This window comes from Bacillus sp. FSL W8-1127 (genome assembly GCF_038006725.1).
Lineage (GTDB): Bacteria > Bacillota > Bacilli > Bacillales > DSM-4216 > Bacillus_O > Bacillus_O smithii.
Map to the genome: position 1 here is coordinate 1,419,114 of NZ_JBBOVU010000001.1, position 16,621 is coordinate 1,435,734.

Here is a 16,621-nt window from a genome sequence, read left to right on the forward strand (position 1 = left end):
TTTAGATGTGTGTGACGGGAAAAGGAAACTTCTGATCGAAAAAATAGTAGAATACTAGATGTATTATCATTTCGTATACTCGGATACTGTCTCAAAGAGCAATAGACGATTTTTCATTCGCTTCGCTCGACTGTTGTTTGTTTCGAAATCACATCCGTCGCAATAAAGATCATCTATTTTCTGCTATTTTTACCGCATTCATTCAGGCAAACAAAAAATGGTTGTACGAAAACCGAATATCGGCCTCGCTATGAATCACAAACTTCCCTGGGAAACATTCGAGGAGGAGAATCATGATAGATGTACAACTTGTAGAGGAGAAAAAATGGTGGGATTTATGGCTTACATCAAGAGATCCGGACGCCGGGGATTTGCTTGTCAAACGATATACTCCGCTTGTCAGTTATCATGTTCAGCGCCTCTCTGTTCACATGCCGAAAAATGTAAGCCGGGATGAACTCAAAAGCCTCGGATTTTTAGGCTTGGTGGATGCGTTGACAAAATTTGATCCGTCCAGAGATTTAAAGTTTGATACATACGCTTCTTTTCGTATTAGAGGAGCAATATTAGATGGGCTCAGAAAAGAGGACTGGCTTCCAAGAGGGACGAGGGAAAAAGCGAAAAAAATCGAAGCCAAAATCGAAGAATTAGAGCAGCAATTTTTAAGACATGTCACGGCGGAAGAAGTCGCAAACGAACTAGACATGAGCGTAGAGGAACTTCAACAAATCATGGCTGAATATTATACGGCCAACATATTATCGATGGACGATCAAATAAAAGATCAAGAGGAAATGGATGGAAAAGGCTACGATATCAAAGATGACCGAATCTCTACTCCTGAAGAAGAGGTTGTCAAAGAGGAGTTAATCCAAGAGTTATCCCGTGAAATAGCGGGATTGTCTGAGAAAGAAAAATTAGTGCTGAGCCTATTTTATCAGGAGGAGTTAACATTGACTGAAATTGGAGAGATTCTGAATCTTTCCACTTCACGAATTTCACAGATCCATTCGAAAGCTCTTTTTAAATTGCGGAACAAGCTAAAAAAAGTCAGCGGCATCCCTTTTCGCTGCTAAAAGAATTGAAATTCAGGTGGGAATCATGGTGTCAACTTTTTTGTTTTTCATATCCATTATTTTTAATGTCATCACACTGTTTGCTGTTGTGCTCCTTTACATGAGACAAAACCGCCTTTTCGGATTAAAAGAGGAGCAAGAAAAAATGATTCAAGATACGGAAGAATTGTTATCAACCTATCTTCTTCAAATGAAAGATGAAAATGAAGCATTTCTGAAAAAAATATCGTCCATGGATGCTGAACAGCCGCAGCTTAAGCATAAAAAGGAAAGTTTCGAGATTCAGTCGAAACAGGATGAACGGAAATGGACCCAGTCCAAACAGCCTGTCGTTTCGAAAAAAGAAGCGTTGAAAAAATACCAGCAAGAACCGTCGGTCGTTGGGTCTAAAGAATCCAAAACGGAGATGGACGTATTGGATTGGACGGAAGACGACTTATATGAAAATGTATTGTTTTTACAAAAAAAGGGTTTAACGATTGAAGAAATTGCGCATAAATTAAATAAAGGTACAACAGAAATACAACTGCTTTTAAAATTTCGAACAAATGGGCAATGATAAGCTTGATAGTTAGATTTGATTATGATATAGTATCTTTTGGTGTGAATACACACGTTCTCGGATTTAATCAGAGGGTGCTGATTTTTGTCAGTCTCTGTTTAAATATGAAGAGGACGGAGGATAATAACCCATAGGAGGAAAGAAAAAATGTCTGTTATTTCTATGAAACAATTATTAGAAGCAGGTGTGCATTTTGGACACCAAACACGCCGTTGGAATCCGAAAATGAAAAAATACATTTTCCAAGAACGCAACGGCATCTATATTATCGATCTTCAAAAAACCGTGAAGAAAGTAGAAGAAGCTTATCAATTCGTTAAAGAATTGGCTGCTAACGGCGGAAAAGTTCTTTTTGTTGGTACGAAAAAACAAGCACAAGAATCCGTAAAAGAAGAAGCAGAGCGTTCCGGAATGTATTATGTAAATCATCGTTGGCTCGGTGGAACGTTAACCAACTTCCAAACGATTCAAAAACGTGTTCAACGTCTGAAAGACATCGAAAGAATGGAAGAAGACGGCACATTCGATGTATTGCCTAAAAAAGAAGTCGTTCAGCTGAAAAAAGAACATGAACGCCTTGTGAAATTTCTTGGCGGCATTAAAGATATGAAAGAACTTCCTGACGCTTTGTTTGTGATCGATCCACGCAAAGAACGTATCGCAGTAGCAGAAGCACGGAAATTGAATATTCCGATTATCGGTATTGTTGATACGAACTGTGATCCGGATGAAATTGATTATGTCATTCCTGCGAATGACGATGCGATTCGCGCTGTTAAACTTCTGACTTCAAAAATGGCGGATGCTATTTTAGAAGCTAAACAAGGTGAAGAAACAGCTGAAGTTTCTGAAACGGCAGAAGTTGCTGCTGAATAAGCTCCAGCGCCAATCAAGATAAAAATGAAAAGGTGATAAGAGGGAAGGCCCTTATCACCTTTTTTTAAGAAATTTTACGGTGAAATCAAAAGCTGGATGGCTGTTTCGGCTATTGCGGCTTAGTACATATATTCTTAAGGAGGAAAAAAAGATGGCAATTACTGCGCAAATGGTAAAAGAACTACGTGAAAAAACGGGCGCCGGCATGATGGATTGCAAAAAAGCGCTGACAGAAACGAATGGCGATATGGAAAAAGCGATCGATTTTCTTCGTGAAAAAGGAATGGCCAAAGCTGCCAAAAAAGCTGACCGCGTAGCAGCTGAAGGAACAACTTATCTGTTAAGCGAAGGAAATAAAGCCGTTATTTTGGAAGTCAACTCCGAAACAGATTTCGTGGCTAAAAACGAAAGCTTCCAAAATCTCGTAAAAGAATTGGCTCAACATATTTTGAAAAATGAACCAAAAACAGTCGAAGAAGCTCTTGACCAAACGATGGAAAATGGCGCAAAAGTAAGTGAATACATCAATGAAGCCATCGCTAAAATCGGTGAAAAATTAACTCTTCGCCGTTTCGAAGTGAAGACGAAAGGCGAAAATGAAGTTTTTGGTGAATATTTGCATATGGGTGGACGAATCGGCGTTCTTGCCCTCTTAAGTGGAACGACGGATGAAAGTGTAGCAAAAGATGTAGCTATGCATGCTGCTGCCTTGAATCCAAAATACGTTTCTCGCGACCAAGTGCCGCAAGAAGAAGTAGAGCACGAACGTCAAGTTTTGAAACAGCAAGCTCTCAATGAAGGAAAACCTGAAAAAATTGTTGAAAAAATGGTTGAAGGACGTCTTAACAAATTCTTTGAAGAAATTTGTCTGCTTGAACAATCCTTTGTTAAAAACCCTGATCAAAAAGTTCGCCAATTCGTTGAATCTAAAGGTGCAACTGTCAAAGATTTTGTGCGTTTCGAAGTAGGAGAAGGAATTGAAAAACGCCAAGAAAACTTCGCTGAAGAAGTAATGAATCAAATGAAAAAATAATTTCGACCTTTCCAAGAATATCTGAGTGAGAAGATACTCACTATGCCTTATTTGAAAACAAGATGAACGTTTTTTGTTCTCGGAAATCGAGGGAATAGAGGGAACACAATGTGTTCCCTTTTTTTCAGAATGGCATGACATTAAATTAAGAAGGTACACAGCTAAACGATAAAAACTAGTGATTTACATACGGAGGTTCTTATGAGCGTTCCAAAATATAAACGTGTTGTATTAAAATTAAGCGGTGAAGCGCTGGCTGGGGATCGGGGCTTTGGCATTCACCCGGAAGTCGTGAAATCCATTGCGGAACAAGTGAAAGAAATTGCTGAACTTGGTGTCGAAGTGGCAGTAGTCGTTGGGGGAGGAAATATTTGGCGCGGGAAAACCGGAAGCGAAATGGGAATGGATCGTGCCACCGCTGATTATATGGGAATGTTGGCAACGGTCATGAATTCAATGGCGCTTCAAGACAGCTTAGAGCAGCTTGGAATTGAAACTCGTGTACAAACTTCCATTGAAATGAGACAGGTGGCGGAACCTTATATAAGAAGAAGGGCCATTCGCCATCTGGAAAAGAAACGGGTTGTGATTTTTGCCGCCGGCACCGGAAACCCTTATTTCTCTACGGATACGACGGCTGCGTTGCGTGCGGCGGAAATTGAAGCAGAAGTCATCTTAATGGCCAAAAATAATGTAGATGGTGTTTACTCTGCAGATCCAAAAGTGGATAAATCGGCTGTGAAATACGATCAGATTTCCTATCTGGATATGTTAAAAGAAGGTCTGGCCGTAATGGACTCCACTGCTTCCTCGTTATGTATGGACAATGATATACCGCTCATTGTATTCTCTATTATGGAAAAAGGCAATATTAAAAAGGCTGTTTTAGGAGAATCCATTGGAACGATGATAAGGGGGAAAGCCGAATGACAAAACAAGTGATTGAGCAAGCGAAAGACAAAATGTCAAAAGCGATTCAAGCTTTATCCAGGGAATTGGCGACGATTCGGGCAGGGCGTGCAAACGCATCGCTGCTTGATAAAGTAGTAGTGGATTACTATGGAGCGCCTACACCGGTGAATCAACTGGCATCGATTTCAGTTCCGGAGGCTAGATTGCTTGTCATTCAGCCTTATGACAAATCCGTTGTCGGAGAAGTGGAAAAAGCGATTTTAAAATCGGATCTTGGATTGACGCCTACGAGCGATGGCAGCGTCATTCGCATCACGATTCCGCCGCTTACCGAAGAACGCCGCAAAGAATTAGTAAAATTAGTGCGAAAAGAAGCGGAAGAAGCGAAAGTAGCAGTACGGAATGTTCGCAGGGATGCAAACGAAGATTTGAAAAAATTAGAGAAGAACGGGGAAATTACAGAGGACGATTTACGCGGCTATACAGAAGATGTCCAAAAGATTACCGATGAACATGTGAAAAAGATTGACGACATGGCGAAAAAGAAAGAAAAAGAAATTATGGAAGTTTGATCGTGTGAAAACCCTCTTGCCAAAAGGGGGTTTTTCCGTTATATACATACTTCGTTTTTATTGATGTGTCTATCGCTGGGATGGATTGTGAAATTCCATCGAAAAAATGAGGAAGATCGGTAATTAATAGAGATACTGTCACAAGTTTTTGGTATTATAGATTTGCACCGTGTGAAAAATAAACACCAATGAGCGCTTATCGCGATAAATGATTGGTAAGGATGCGAAGTGGAGGATGTTATATGATTAATAAAAACAAGCTTTGGAAAACCCATAACAATCTCTCACTGGAAGAACGAATGGAGATTGTTAAAAAAGGCCCCATTCCGAGCCACGTCGCCATCATTATGGATGGAAATGGAAGATGGGCGAGAAAACGCGCCTTACCGAGAATTGCCGGTCATCACGAGGGAATGAAAACCGTTCGCAAAATCACTCGGCTCGCCAATCGTTTAGGCGTGAAAGCATTGACCCTTTACGCTTTCTCAACCGAAAATTGGAAACGTCCCAAAAAGGAAGTGGACTATTTAATGAAGCTTCCCCAAGAGTTTCTTGGAACGTTTTTGCCAGAACTGGTTGAAGAAAATGTAAAAGTGCAAATGATGGGCAACCAACAGCAATTGCCTTCCTATACGGTAGATGCCATTAAAAAAGCGATCAATGATACAAAGCAGAATAACGGGCTTATTCTCAATTTCGCCTTGAATTATGGAAGCAGAGCAGAAATTATGGAAGCCGTCCATCATGTACTGGAAGACATTAAAAACGGCGTAATGAACGAAAAGCTCTTAAATGAGGAAACTTTCTCCCGCTATTTAATGACGAAACAGCTGCCTGATCCGGATTTGTTGATACGTACAAGCGGGGAAATCCGTTTAAGCAACTTTATGCTTTGGCAGCTGGCCTACACGGAACTATGGTTTACAGATACTCTTTGGCCGGATTTTTCAGAACACCATTTTCTTGAAGCGGTGGAATCTTATCAAAAACGGTCACGCCGCTTTGGTGGATTAGGCTAATGTCCATTCACGAAAGAGGATGATCAAGCAAAGCGGTTTGTAAAGATCCGTTATCATCGATCAAGGAATGAAGATCATAGAAGAGCTTGAAAAAATTATTTGAAATCAAATGGCATTGTCTGAGATAACGTAGAAAGATGAATTCGGTGATCGAGGGATTTAATATGGAATAGTAGCGTATGTAATCAAAGTTGGTATGGAGAAAAGTGAGGAGTCAATCGTATGAAACAGCGATTTATAACTGGTGTCATAGCGGCAGCCATCTTTTTGCCTATTGTTCTTTATGGAGGATGGCCGTTTCTAATATTAACGTATTTAATGGCGTCCGTGGGGCTTTATGAAGCACTGAAAATGAAGAAAATTCGGCTATTGTCGCTTGAAAGCGTGATCCCTTTCATTATGTTATGGCTATTGCTCATTCCGAATCGGTATGAGAACCTCATAGAAAAATGGGGGTATCATAAGCTTGAACTTTTGCTTTTCTTGGTGTTGATTTATTTAATGTATACAGTCGTCACCAAAAATCGTTTTACATTTGATGATGCGGCGTTTGGAGTTCTTTCCGCACTGTATGTAGGGTTCGGGTTCTATTATTTAATCGAAACGAGAAATGCGGGAGTGGCTTATGTATTTTTGGCGTTGTTTATCATTTGGGCGACTGACATCGGCGCCTATTTAATAGGAAGATCGTTTGGAAAGAAAAAATTGTGGCCTGAAATCAGTCCTAAAAAAACAGTCGAAGGTTTTTTTGGCGGCATTCTTTCCGCCTGTGTAGTCGCATTTGTCTTTGCGTTCTCGATCCATTTGGAGGTGCCTTTAGCGAAGCTCTTGATAGCGGCTCTCGTGATGGCTGTTTTTGGACAAATTGGCGATTTGGTTGAATCCGCACTGAAGCGGCATTATAATATTAAGGATTCTGGGAATATTTTGCCTGGACATGGCGGAATTTTAGATCGCTGTGACAGCTGGCTGTTTGTTCTGCCGTTGATACATATTTTTCACATCATATAAGACGGCGGAACCAATATGGAGGAGATGAGTTTTTTGAAGAACATCAGTCTATTGGGGGCAACCGGTTCTATCGGAAGGCAAACATTGGATATTATCCGGCAGCATTCAGACTATTTCCGATTATCGTCTTTTTCAGCCGGACGAAATATAGAGGAAACGCGAAAAATTATTAAAGATTTTTCTCCAAAGCTTGTGTCCGTATTGGAAAAAGATGATGCTTTAAGGCTGAAAGGAGAATTTCCTTTCGTTCAATTCGTATATGGAGAAAAAGGTTTAACGGAGACAGCCCTTTTTTCTGCATCGGATACGGTTGTCAATGCAGTCATGGGGAGCGTTGGACTGATTCCAACGTTGGAAGCGATCAAAGCGGGGAAAACAATTGCTTTGGCCAATAAGGAAACACTCGTTACAGCTGGCCATTTGGTGATGAGAGCTGCTCAAAAATATCATGTCGATATTTTGCCTGTGGACAGCGAACATTCGGCTATTTTCCAATGTCTTCAAGGTGAAAACAGCCAGAATGTTGCTAGGCTCATATTAACGGCTTCAGGAGGAAGTTTTCGTGATCGAACGAGAGAAGAGCTTCGGTACGTTACTCGTGAAGAAGCTTTGAACCATCCGAATTGGTCGATGGGTGCCAAGATCACCATTGATTCGGCTACCATGATGAATAAAGGATTGGAAGTCATCGAAGCGCACTGGCTTTTTCAAATGCCATATGAACAAATCGATGTTATACTTCATCGTGAAAGTATTATTCATTCTATGGTAGAATATCAGGACCATTCTGTCATTGCTCAGCTCGGAACTCCTGATATGCGTGTTCCAATTCAATATGCTTTAACTTATCCTGAAAGGCTTCCATTACCTGTTACAAAGCGGCTCAATTTAGCAGCCATTGGGTCTCTTCATTTTGAAGAAGTAGATTTTGACCGTTTTCGTTGTCTTGCATTTGCTTATGAAGCAGGAAAAGCAGGAGGCAGCATGCCTACTGTGTTGAATGCGGCAAACGAAGTGGCAGTAAAAGCCTTTTTGGATGGAAAAATTTCTTTCCTCAAAATTGAAGAATTAATCGGAAAAGCGCTAGAATGGCATACACTAATAAAAGACCCGGATTTAGAATCCATTCAATGCATCGATCGAGAAACACGCCGATTTATCGACTCACTATTATAAAAAGGTGGTTATTCATTTGAGTACAATTTTAGCCTTTGTTGTGATTTTTGGAGCTCTCGTGTTTTTCCATGAATTTGGCCATTTTATTTTTGCTAAAAGAGCAGGGATCCTTTGCCGTGAGTTCGCCATTGGATTTGGTCCGAAGATTTTTGCACACAAAAAAGGGGAAACCGTCTATACGATTCGTTTATTGCCGATCGGCGGATATGTCAGAATGGCCGGCGAAGATGCGGAAACGGTTGAATTAAAACCTGGTTATCGCGCCGGTCTCATCCTTAATGACAAAGGAGAAGCGGTGAAAATCATATTAAATCGAAAAGACCGCTATTCGAATGCAAAAGTAGTGGAAGTAGAGTACGCTGACTTGGAAAAAGAGTTGTTGATCCGTGGCTATGAAGATGGCGAAGAAGAGTTAAAAACTTTTCCTGTCCATCGAGAAGCAGTTATCGTTGAAAATGGCATTGAAACGCAAATTGCGCCTTTAGACCGTCAATTTGCTTCCAAGTCTCTTGGCAAAAGAGCGATGACGATTTTTGCCGGACCTATGATGAATTTTGTTTTAGCGTTTATTGCCTTTTTGTTAATTGCCGCCTTGCAAGGAGTTCCAACCAATCAACCTGAATTGGGGAAATTAACGGATAATGGCGCTGCAAAACAAGCTGGATTAAAAGAAGGCGATGTTGTACTGAGCATAAATGGAAAAGAAACGAACAGCTGGAACGATATTGTGTCCATTATTCAAAAACATCCGGAACAAGAACTTCGTTTCAGTATAGAACGAGGCAAGAAAACGCTGGAAGTTCCTGTAACTCCCGAAGCAAAGAAAATCGATGGGAAAACGATTGGGATTATTGGCGTTTATAACCCTGTTGAGAAGTCAGTGTTCGGCACTATTACTTATGCGGCTGAAGAAACGTATTCTTGGACCGTTGAGATTTTTCACTTGTTAGGGAAACTTATCACGGGCGGTTTTTCCATTAACATGTTGTCAGGACCTGTTGGTATTTACGCATCCACCGAGACCGTCGCCAAATCAGGAATTATTTATTTAATCAAATGGGCGGGAGTGCTAAGTATTAACATTGGCATTATGAACTTGCTTCCCATTCCGGCGTTGGATGGAGGCCGTTTGATGTTTTTTGCCATTGAAGCAGTTAGAGGAAAACCGATCGATCAACAGAAAGAAGGACTTGTTCATTTTATCGGATTTGCTCTATTAATGCTGCTGATGATTGTGGTAACATGGAATGACATCCAAAGATTCTTTTTATAAATCAATGCTTCATAATCGAAATGAAAATTCCTCAAAAGGCGATGAAACGAAAGATAAGTTTGAAAGTTTATTCACGACCAATAGAAAAATCATGGATGTATGTATGAAAAAATGATTGATCGTTTGTTGCCTGATGAGGAGACTCCCTGCGAAGCAGCGATATTTGAAACAAGATAGAAGTATTAGAAATGATGGGGTGCTAAAGATGAGACAAAGTCAAACGCTTATACCAACTATGAGAGAAATTCCTGCTGATGCGGAAACAAAAAGCCATCAGCTTTTACTTAGAGCGGGATTTATCCGCCAAACAGCAAGTGGAATTTATACTTTTTTGCCTTTAGGGAAGAGAGTTTTAAAGAAAGTAGAAGAAATTGTACGTCAAGAAATGGATGCAGCCGGAGCAGTCGAAATGTTGATGCCCAGCTTGCAACAAGCTGAATTATGGCAAGAATCCGGAAGATGGTATACATACGGCCCGGAGCTTATGCGTTTAAAAGATCGACATGACCGCGAATTCGCACTAGGACCGACTCATGAAGAAGTCGTTACGAGCATTGTTCGTGATGAAATCAAATCATATAAACGCTTGCCGCTCATCGTTTATCAAATTCAAACAAAATTTCGTGATGAAAAGCGTCCTCGTTTTGGACTGCTTCGCGGCAGGGAATTTATCATGAAAGACGCTTATTCTTTTCATTCTAATACACAAAGTTTAGACGAAGTCTATGATCGTATTTTTCAAGCTTATTCTAATATTTTCAGGAGATTAGGATTGAACTTTCGTGCTGTTATTGCCGATTCTGGGGCCATGGGTGGAAAAGATACGCACGAATTTATGGTGCTCTCTGAAATCGGTGAAGACACCATTGCTTACTCCGACTCGTCTGATTATGCAGCAAACATAGAAATGGCGCCGGTAGTGTCTACATACGAAAAACCGGATGAACCGTTAAAAGAAAGGCAGAAAGTTTCCACACCAAATGCCAAAACGATTGAAGAAGTTTCAAAGTTATTAAACGTAGAAGAAACACGCTGCATTAAAACGCTTCTTTTCAAAGTGGATGATAAGTACGTACTTGTGCTTGTACGTGGAGACCACGAAGTAAATGACGTCAAGGTAAAAAATTATTTTCAGGCAAGTGTAGTGGAATTGGCTAGTCCCGAAGAAGTGAAATCCGTTTTAGGCTGTCCTATTGGTTCACTCGGACCTGTAGAAGTAAAAGAAGGTATTCAAGTGATTGCCGATCATGCAGTCCAAGCTATTGTCAACGGAGTTTGCGGCGCGAATGAAGATGGATGGCATTTTGTCAATGTGAATCCAGAAAGAGATTTTCAAGTGACAGCCTATACAGATTTACGTTTTATTCAAGAAGGCGACCCTTCTCCGGATGGAAAAGGAACGATTCGATTTGCGAAAGGAATTGAAGTCGGCCACGTGTTTAAGCTTGGCACGCGATATAGCGAAGCGATGGGGGCTTACTATTTAGATGAAAACGGAAAATCTCAACCGATGATTATGGGATGCTATGGAATAGGAGTTTCCAGAACGGTTTCAGCTGTGGCAGAACAATTTAATGATGAAAAAGGTTTTATTTGGCCTAAACAAATTGCTCCGTTCGATGTACATTTAATTGCGGTCAATACAAAAGATGAAGTTCAAAGAGAACTGGCGGAACAACTTTATCAATCGCTTCAAAAAGAGCGGTACGAAGTGTTGTTTGATGATCGTCCGGAACGTGCCGGTGTGAAATTCGCCGATGCTGATTTAATCGGACTTCCTGTTCGTGTAACCGTCGGAAAAAAAGCTTCTGAAGGCATTGTCGAAGTAAAAGTGCGTAAAACACAAGAAACGTTTGAAGTCCCTGCATCTGACATTGTTTCTCAACTTGCATCTATTTTTGAGCGCTTGTAAAAAATCTTTTGGACAAGTCGGTCGATGCCTATAAGGTGCCTGAAAGGCGCCTTTTTCTCTTTTGAATGGAATGAATTGGGGGATTTATAGAAAGGAAAGTTTCCTTCTATTGAAAGACTAGTGGTCTTTTTTTAAGATGATAGTAGTATGAAGAAATTTAAACGAATTGGGAGAGGTCACAAATGAATGAAAAGGCCGAAGGGAAAAAGCAACGGTTTCAGCTGCTTCTTGAGCAGTTGAATTTGAAAAACCAAGAGCTTGAAACCTATTTTTGCAACGCTGAAATCGATAAATTAACCGTATTGCGGAAAGAAAAAAAGTGGCATTTTCATTTTACGTTTGAGCGAATCATCCCGGCGGCCATTTGGAGACAACTGCAGCAGCAGCTATCCATTGCTTTTCGGGAAATCGCGGATGTCACCTTTTCTGCAAAAGTGCTCGATCCTTCGTTCACAGAAGATTTGATAAGAGGTTACTGGCAAGATTGTATTCGAAATTTGGATGGAATTTCTCCGCCGGTGAGAAAAATTCTTGAAACCCAGGAACCGGTTCTCCAAGGAAACAAACTGTTGATTCAAGCCCCCGGCGAAATGGAAGCTTTGACGATCAAAAGAAAATATGGTTCTTTCATTCAAGCAAACTATCAAAACTATGGATTCCCCCTTTTGCAGGTGGATGTCGAGATCAGTCAGCAGCAAGACATGCAAGAATATGCGCAATTTTTGCAGGAAAAACAAAAAGAAGATGAAGAGAGAGCGAAGCAAGCCATTGCGGAAATGCGGAAACGAGAAGAACGTAAGAATGAAGAGGCCAATGGAAGTGCAGAAGATGATGGTCCGCTAATGATCGGATATGCCATAAAAGATGATGCTGATTTCCGGAAGCTGGAAGATATCGTAGATGAGGAACGTCGAGTTACGATCGAAGGTTATGTGTTTGATGCGGAAACAAAAGAGTTAAGAAGCGGCAGAACACTTCTTACTTTTAAAATCACCGACTACACTAGTTCGATCTTAGTCAAAATGTTTTCAAGAGATAAAGAAGATGCTGCTCTGTTAAACAAGGTGAAAAAAGGGATGTGGCTCAGGGTTCGCGGTTCTGTACAAAACGATACGTTTGTCCGCGACCTTGTGATGATCGCCAATGATATTAATGAAGTGAAAGCGGTAGTGCGGGAAGACAAAGCTCCTGAAAATGAAAAGAGAGTGGAACTTCATCTTCATACTCCAATGAGTCAGATGGACGCTGTCACCAGTGTTTCCGACCTAATTGCTCAGGCAAAAAAATGGGGTCATAAAGCGATTGCGGTCACAGACCATGCCGTCGTACAGGCTTTTCCGGAAGCATACAGCGCCAGCAAAAAGCATGGCATCAAAGTGCTGTACGGATTGGAAGCAAACTTAGTGGATGACGGTGTTCCCATCGCGTACAACGACGCAAACCGCCTGCTTGCCGATGATACATTTGTTGTCTTTGACGTGGAAACGACGGGACTCTCAGCTGTATACGACACCATAATTGAACTGGCTGCCGTAAAAATTCGTGATGGGGAAATTATTGATCGATTTGAACGGTTTGCCAATCCGCATCACCCGTTATCAGCGGAAACGATCGAATTGACGGGAATTACGGATGAAATGCTGGAAAATGCACCGGATGATGAGGTCGTTCTAAAAGAATTTTTTGAATGGGCAGGAGATTCGATTTTAGTAGCCCACAATGCTACATTTGACATGGGATTTTTAAATGTCGGTTTCCAAAAAATTGGGCTGGAACGAGCAAAAAATCCGGTTATCGATACTCTGGAACTTGCCAGATTTCTCTATCCGGAGTTGAAAAATCACCGGTTAAATACGTTGGCAAAACGATTTGATGTAGAATTGACGCAGCATCACAGAGCGATCTATGACGCGGAAGCAACCGGTTATTTGTTGTTGAAAATGCTGAAGGACGCCAAAGAAAAAGGAATTGAATACCATCACCAGTTTAATGAGCATATGGGGGAAGGAGAGGCCTATAAGCGGAGCCGTCCGTTCCATTGCACGCTGCTCGCGCAAAATCAAAAAGGATTAAAAAACTTATTCAAACTGGTGTCGATCGCCCATATCGACTATTACTACCGGGTTCCGCGGATTCCGCGCTCAAAGCTGCAACAATACCGAGAAGGCATCATTGTCGGATCCGGCTGCGATAAAGGCGAAGTATTTGTGGGAATGATGCAAAAAGCTCCTGAAGAAGTAGAGGAGATGGCCCGATTTTATGATTATTTGGAAGTTCATCCAAAACCCGTATATGCTCCGCTTCTTGAACAAGGATTGATCAAGAACGAACAAGACTTAGAGGAAATTATCGCCAATATCGTGAAACTCGGAGAAAAATTGCATATCCCTGTAGTAGCAACCGGGAATGTGCATTATTTGAATCCGACCGATAAAATATATCGCGAAATACTGGTACGGTCACAAAGCGGCGCTAATCCACTGAATCGTTATCAGTTGCCTGAAGTTCATTTTCGGACGACGGATGAAATGCTTGAAGAATTTTCCTTTTTAGGGGAAGAAAAAGCGAAAGAAATCGTAGTGGAAAACACCAATAAAATTGCTGATTTGATTGAAGAAGTGAAGCCGATTAAAGATGAACTGTACACACCGAAAATCGAGGGAGCAGAAGAAGAAATTCGGCGAATGAGCTATGATCGGGCAAAACAAATATACGGCGATCCACTTCCGGAAATAGTGGAAGCTCGTTTGGAAAAAGAATTGCAAAGTATTATCGGACACGGATTTGCCGTTATTTATTTAATTTCCCATAAACTCGTAAAAAAATCGCTGGACGACGGCTATCTTGTCGGGTCGCGGGGATCTGTAGGATCATCCTTTGTCGCCACGATGACAGAAATTACAGAAGTGAATCCTCTTCCGCCGCACTATGTCTGTCCAAACTGCAAACACTCAGAGTTTTTTAACGATGGATCTGTCGGATCAGGATTTGATTTGCCTGACAAAAATTGTCCTAAGTGCGGAGCCAAATATAAAAAAGATGGACATGATATTCCTTTTGAAACTTTCTTGGGATTCAAAGGCGACAAAGTACCGGATATCGATTTGAATTTTTCCGGAGATTATCAACCTAGAGCCCACAATTATACAAAAGTGCTTTTCGGTGAAGATAATGTGTATCGAGCTGGAACAATCGGCACTGTGGCTGATAAAACGGCATACGGCTATGTGAAGGGATATGCCCAAGATCACAATTTGCAATTGAGAGGGGCCGAAATAGACCGCCTTGCTCAAGGATGTACAGGTGTAAAAAGGACAACGGGACAACATCCGGGAGGGATTATCATTGTTCCGGATTATATGGATATTTACGATTTTTCGCCGATCCAATATCCGGCTGACGATCAGTCTTCTGAATGGAGAACGACCCATTTTGATTTCCACTCAATCCATGATAATGTGCTGAAAATGGATATTCTCGGCCACGATGATCCGACCGTTATCCGGATGCTTCAAGATTTGAGCGGAATTGATCCGAAGACGATTCCGACCGATGATCCGGAAGTGATGAAAATTTTTCAAAGCCCTGAACCGTTGGGAGTTACAGAAGAGCAAATCATGTGTAAAACAGGAACGCTTGGCATTCCTGAGTTCGGTACTCGATTTGTTCGGCAAATGCTGGAAGACACAAAGCCTTCCACTTTTTCGGAGCTTGTGCAAATTTCCGGATTGTCTCACGGAACGGATGTATGGCTTGGAAATGCAGAAGAATTAATTCAAAATGGCACGTGCGAATTAAGTGACGTGATCGGTTGTCGTGACGACATCATGGTTTATTTGATTTATCAAGGCTTAGAGCCAAGTTTTGCTTTTAAAATCATGGAATCCGTCCGCAAAGGTAAAGGGTTGACGGAAGAGATGGAAGCGGAAATGAGGAATCATGATGTACCGGAATGGTATATCAATTCTTGCAAAAAAATAAAATATATGTTCCCTAAAGCCCACGCGACCGCTTACGTTTTAATGGCTGTCAGAATTGCTTATTTTAAGGTTCATCATCCGCTATTATTCTATGCCGCCTATTTTACGGTAAGAGCGGAGGACTTCGATCTTGATGCGATGGTACGCGGCTCTCAGGCTATCCGTGCTCGAATCGAAGAAATCAATGCCAAAGGTTTGGATGCCTCGCCAAAAGAGAAAAGCTTGTTGACGGTTTTAGAAATGGCGCTTGAAATGTGTGAAAGAGGCTACAAATTTAAAATGGTTGATCTCGAACGGTCGAGCGCTTCTGAATTTATCATCGATGGCGATGCGCTCATTCCGCCGTTTAATGCCATCTCGGGTCTTGGAACAAGCGCGGCCTTAAATATTGTGAAAGCACGATCTGAAGGCGAGTTTTTATCAAAAGAGGACTTGCAGCAAAGAGGAAAAGTGTCGAAAACGATCATGGAATATTTGGATCAACATGGCTGCCTGGATGCTCTTCCTGAACAAAATCAATTGTCCTTGTTTTAGCCATTATTCCGCACTATTGCATAATTTTAATGGTTATGGTATATTTTTAGTGGAAATACTAACAATAACTCTCTTTTGAAAGAGTGGGGTGTCCCCACTCTTTCGTGTTTGTTATCCTATTTTTCATTCTTGGTAAATTTTTTTTCGGCCAGGAGGTTTCTATGAGTAAAATTACAGAATTAGTAGAGCGGCTAGTCCAACCCATACTGGACGATATGAAACTCGACTTAGTCGATGTCGAATATGTAAAAGAAGGAAAAAATTGGTTTCTTCGCGTCTATATTGATAAAGTGGAAGGCGTGGACATCGAAGAGTGCGGAACGGTCAGCGAACGTTTAAGCGAAAAATTAGACGAATTGGATCCAATTTCCCATAATTATTTTTTGGAGGTTTCATCGCCCGGAGCGGAGAGGCCGCTGAAAAAAAAGAGCGATTTCGAAAAAGCCGTTGGAAAGCACGTTCATGTTAAAACTTTTGAACCTATTGATGGCGAAAAAGAATTTGAAGGGAAAATGATATCGTTTCGTGATGATGAATTGGTGTTAGAAATCCGCGTGAAAACACGGAAAAAAGAAGTCATCATTCCGTTCCAAAAAGTGGCCAAAGCCCGTTTAGCCGTTTCCTTCTTTTAATGAAAGGATTCTATTCAAAGCGAGTCAGTCTGTTCACAATCCGTGGAAAGGGA

13 protein-coding genes are annotated in these 16,621 nt (G+C 41.2%); all 13 read left to right on the forward strand.

Going from position 1 to position 16,621, the window contains the following annotated elements:
• Positions 1-293 precede the first annotated feature (293 nt).
• The 13 genes from NST12_RS06765 (at position 294) to rimP (ending at position 16,568) form a co-directional block, all read left to right on the forward strand.
• The gene (locus NST12_RS06765) at positions 294-1,076 is read left to right on the forward strand and encodes a FliA/WhiG family RNA polymerase sigma factor (RefSeq protein ID WP_048623181.1); all 783 of its coding nucleotides are present in this window, start codon (positions 294-296) and stop codon (positions 1,074-1,076) included.
• A 25-nt stretch (positions 1,077-1,101) separates the two neighbouring features.
• The gene (locus NST12_RS06770; RefSeq protein ID WP_341029143.1) at positions 1,102-1,635 is read left to right on the forward strand and encodes a hypothetical protein; all 534 of its coding nucleotides are present in this window, start codon (positions 1,102-1,104) and stop codon (positions 1,633-1,635) included.
• Positions 1,636-1,785: 150 nt separating this feature from the next.
• On the forward strand, positions 1,786-2,514 hold the full coding sequence (rpsB, locus tag NST12_RS06775; protein WP_003354609.1) for a 30S ribosomal protein S2: 729 nt from the start codon (positions 1,786-1,788) through the stop codon (positions 2,512-2,514).
• A 151-nt stretch (positions 2,515-2,665) separates the two neighbouring features.
• Entirely contained in the window at positions 2,666-3,547 is an 882-nt protein-coding gene (tsf, locus tag NST12_RS06780; RefSeq protein ID WP_003354610.1) for a translation elongation factor Ts, read from the forward strand.
• A 201-nt stretch (positions 3,548-3,748) separates the two neighbouring features.
• Positions 3,749-4,477, forward strand: coding sequence for a UMP kinase (gene pyrH, locus NST12_RS06785; RefSeq protein ID WP_048623183.1), 729 nt, complete (start codon positions 3,749-3,751; stop codon positions 4,475-4,477).
• Positions 4,474-5,031, forward strand: coding sequence for a ribosome recycling factor (frr, locus tag NST12_RS06790; protein ID WP_003354612.1), 558 nt, complete (start codon positions 4,474-4,476; stop codon positions 5,029-5,031). The genes pyrH and frr overlap by 4 nt, the downstream gene beginning before the upstream one ends.
• Before the next feature lie 242 nt (positions 5,032-5,273).
• Positions 5,274-6,050, forward strand: a complete 777-nt coding sequence (locus NST12_RS06795; RefSeq protein WP_048623184.1) for an isoprenyl transferase — start codon at positions 5,274-5,276, stop codon at positions 6,048-6,050.
• Between the two features lie 222 nt (positions 6,051-6,272).
• Positions 6,273-7,061 carry a phosphatidate cytidylyltransferase gene (locus tag NST12_RS06800; RefSeq protein WP_048623185.1) on the forward strand — a complete coding sequence of 263 codons (789 nt, stop codon included), beginning with the start codon at positions 6,273-6,275 and terminating at the stop codon, positions 7,059-7,061.
• A gap of 33 nt (positions 7,062-7,094) precedes the next feature.
• Positions 7,095-8,237 carry a 1-deoxy-D-xylulose-5-phosphate reductoisomerase gene (dxr, locus tag NST12_RS06805; protein WP_341094672.1) on the forward strand — a complete coding sequence of 381 codons (1,143 nt, stop codon included), beginning with the start codon at positions 7,095-7,097 and terminating at the stop codon, positions 8,235-8,237.
• Between the two features lie 16 nt (positions 8,238-8,253).
• Positions 8,254-9,510 (forward strand): RIP metalloprotease RseP, encoded by a 1,257-nt coding sequence (gene rseP, locus NST12_RS06810; RefSeq protein WP_048623186.1) that lies wholly within the window; start codon positions 8,254-8,256, stop codon positions 9,508-9,510.
• Between the two features lie 205 nt (positions 9,511-9,715).
• Complete coding sequence (locus NST12_RS06815; RefSeq protein ID WP_048623187.1) at positions 9,716-11,422, forward strand: proline--tRNA ligase; 1,707 nt, start codon at positions 9,716-9,718, stop codon at positions 11,420-11,422.
• A 182-nt stretch (positions 11,423-11,604) separates the two neighbouring features.
• Entirely contained in the window at positions 11,605-15,936 is a 4,332-nt protein-coding gene (locus tag NST12_RS06820) for a PolC-type DNA polymerase III (RefSeq protein WP_341100699.1), read from the forward strand.
• A gap of 161 nt (positions 15,937-16,097) precedes the next feature.
• Positions 16,098-16,568, forward strand: coding sequence for a ribosome maturation factor RimP (gene rimP / locus NST12_RS06825; protein WP_341100700.1), 471 nt, complete (start codon positions 16,098-16,100; stop codon positions 16,566-16,568).
• The last annotated feature ends 53 nt before the right edge of the window (positions 16,569-16,621 follow it).

Coding starts and splice junctions, on each gene's coding strand:
- NST12_RS06765 (WP_048623181.1), top strand. CDS start 294: ATGATAGATGTACAACTTGTAGAGGAGAAAAAATGGTGGGATTTATGG.
- NST12_RS06770 (WP_341029143.1), top strand. CDS start 1,102: ATGGTGTCAACTTTTTTGTTTTTCATATCCATTATTTTTAATGTCATC.
- rpsB (WP_003354609.1), top strand. CDS start 1,786: ATGTCTGTTATTTCTATGAAACAATTATTAGAAGCAGGTGTGCATTTT.
- tsf (WP_003354610.1), top strand. CDS start 2,666: ATGGCAATTACTGCGCAAATGGTAAAAGAACTACGTGAAAAAACGGGC.
- pyrH (WP_048623183.1), top strand. CDS start 3,749: ATGAGCGTTCCAAAATATAAACGTGTTGTATTAAAATTAAGCGGTGAA.
- frr (WP_003354612.1), top strand. CDS start 4,474: ATGACAAAACAAGTGATTGAGCAAGCGAAAGACAAAATGTCAAAAGCG.
- NST12_RS06795 (WP_048623184.1), top strand. CDS start 5,274: ATGATTAATAAAAACAAGCTTTGGAAAACCCATAACAATCTCTCACTG.
- NST12_RS06800 (WP_048623185.1), top strand. CDS start 6,273: ATGAAACAGCGATTTATAACTGGTGTCATAGCGGCAGCCATCTTTTTG.
- NST12_RS06815 (WP_048623187.1), top strand. CDS start 9,716: ATGAGACAAAGTCAAACGCTTATACCAACTATGAGAGAAATTCCTGCT.
- NST12_RS06820 (WP_341100699.1), top strand. CDS start 11,605: ATGAATGAAAAGGCCGAAGGGAAAAAGCAACGGTTTCAGCTGCTTCTT.
- rimP (WP_341100700.1), top strand. CDS start 16,098: ATGAGTAAAATTACAGAATTAGTAGAGCGGCTAGTCCAACCCATACTG.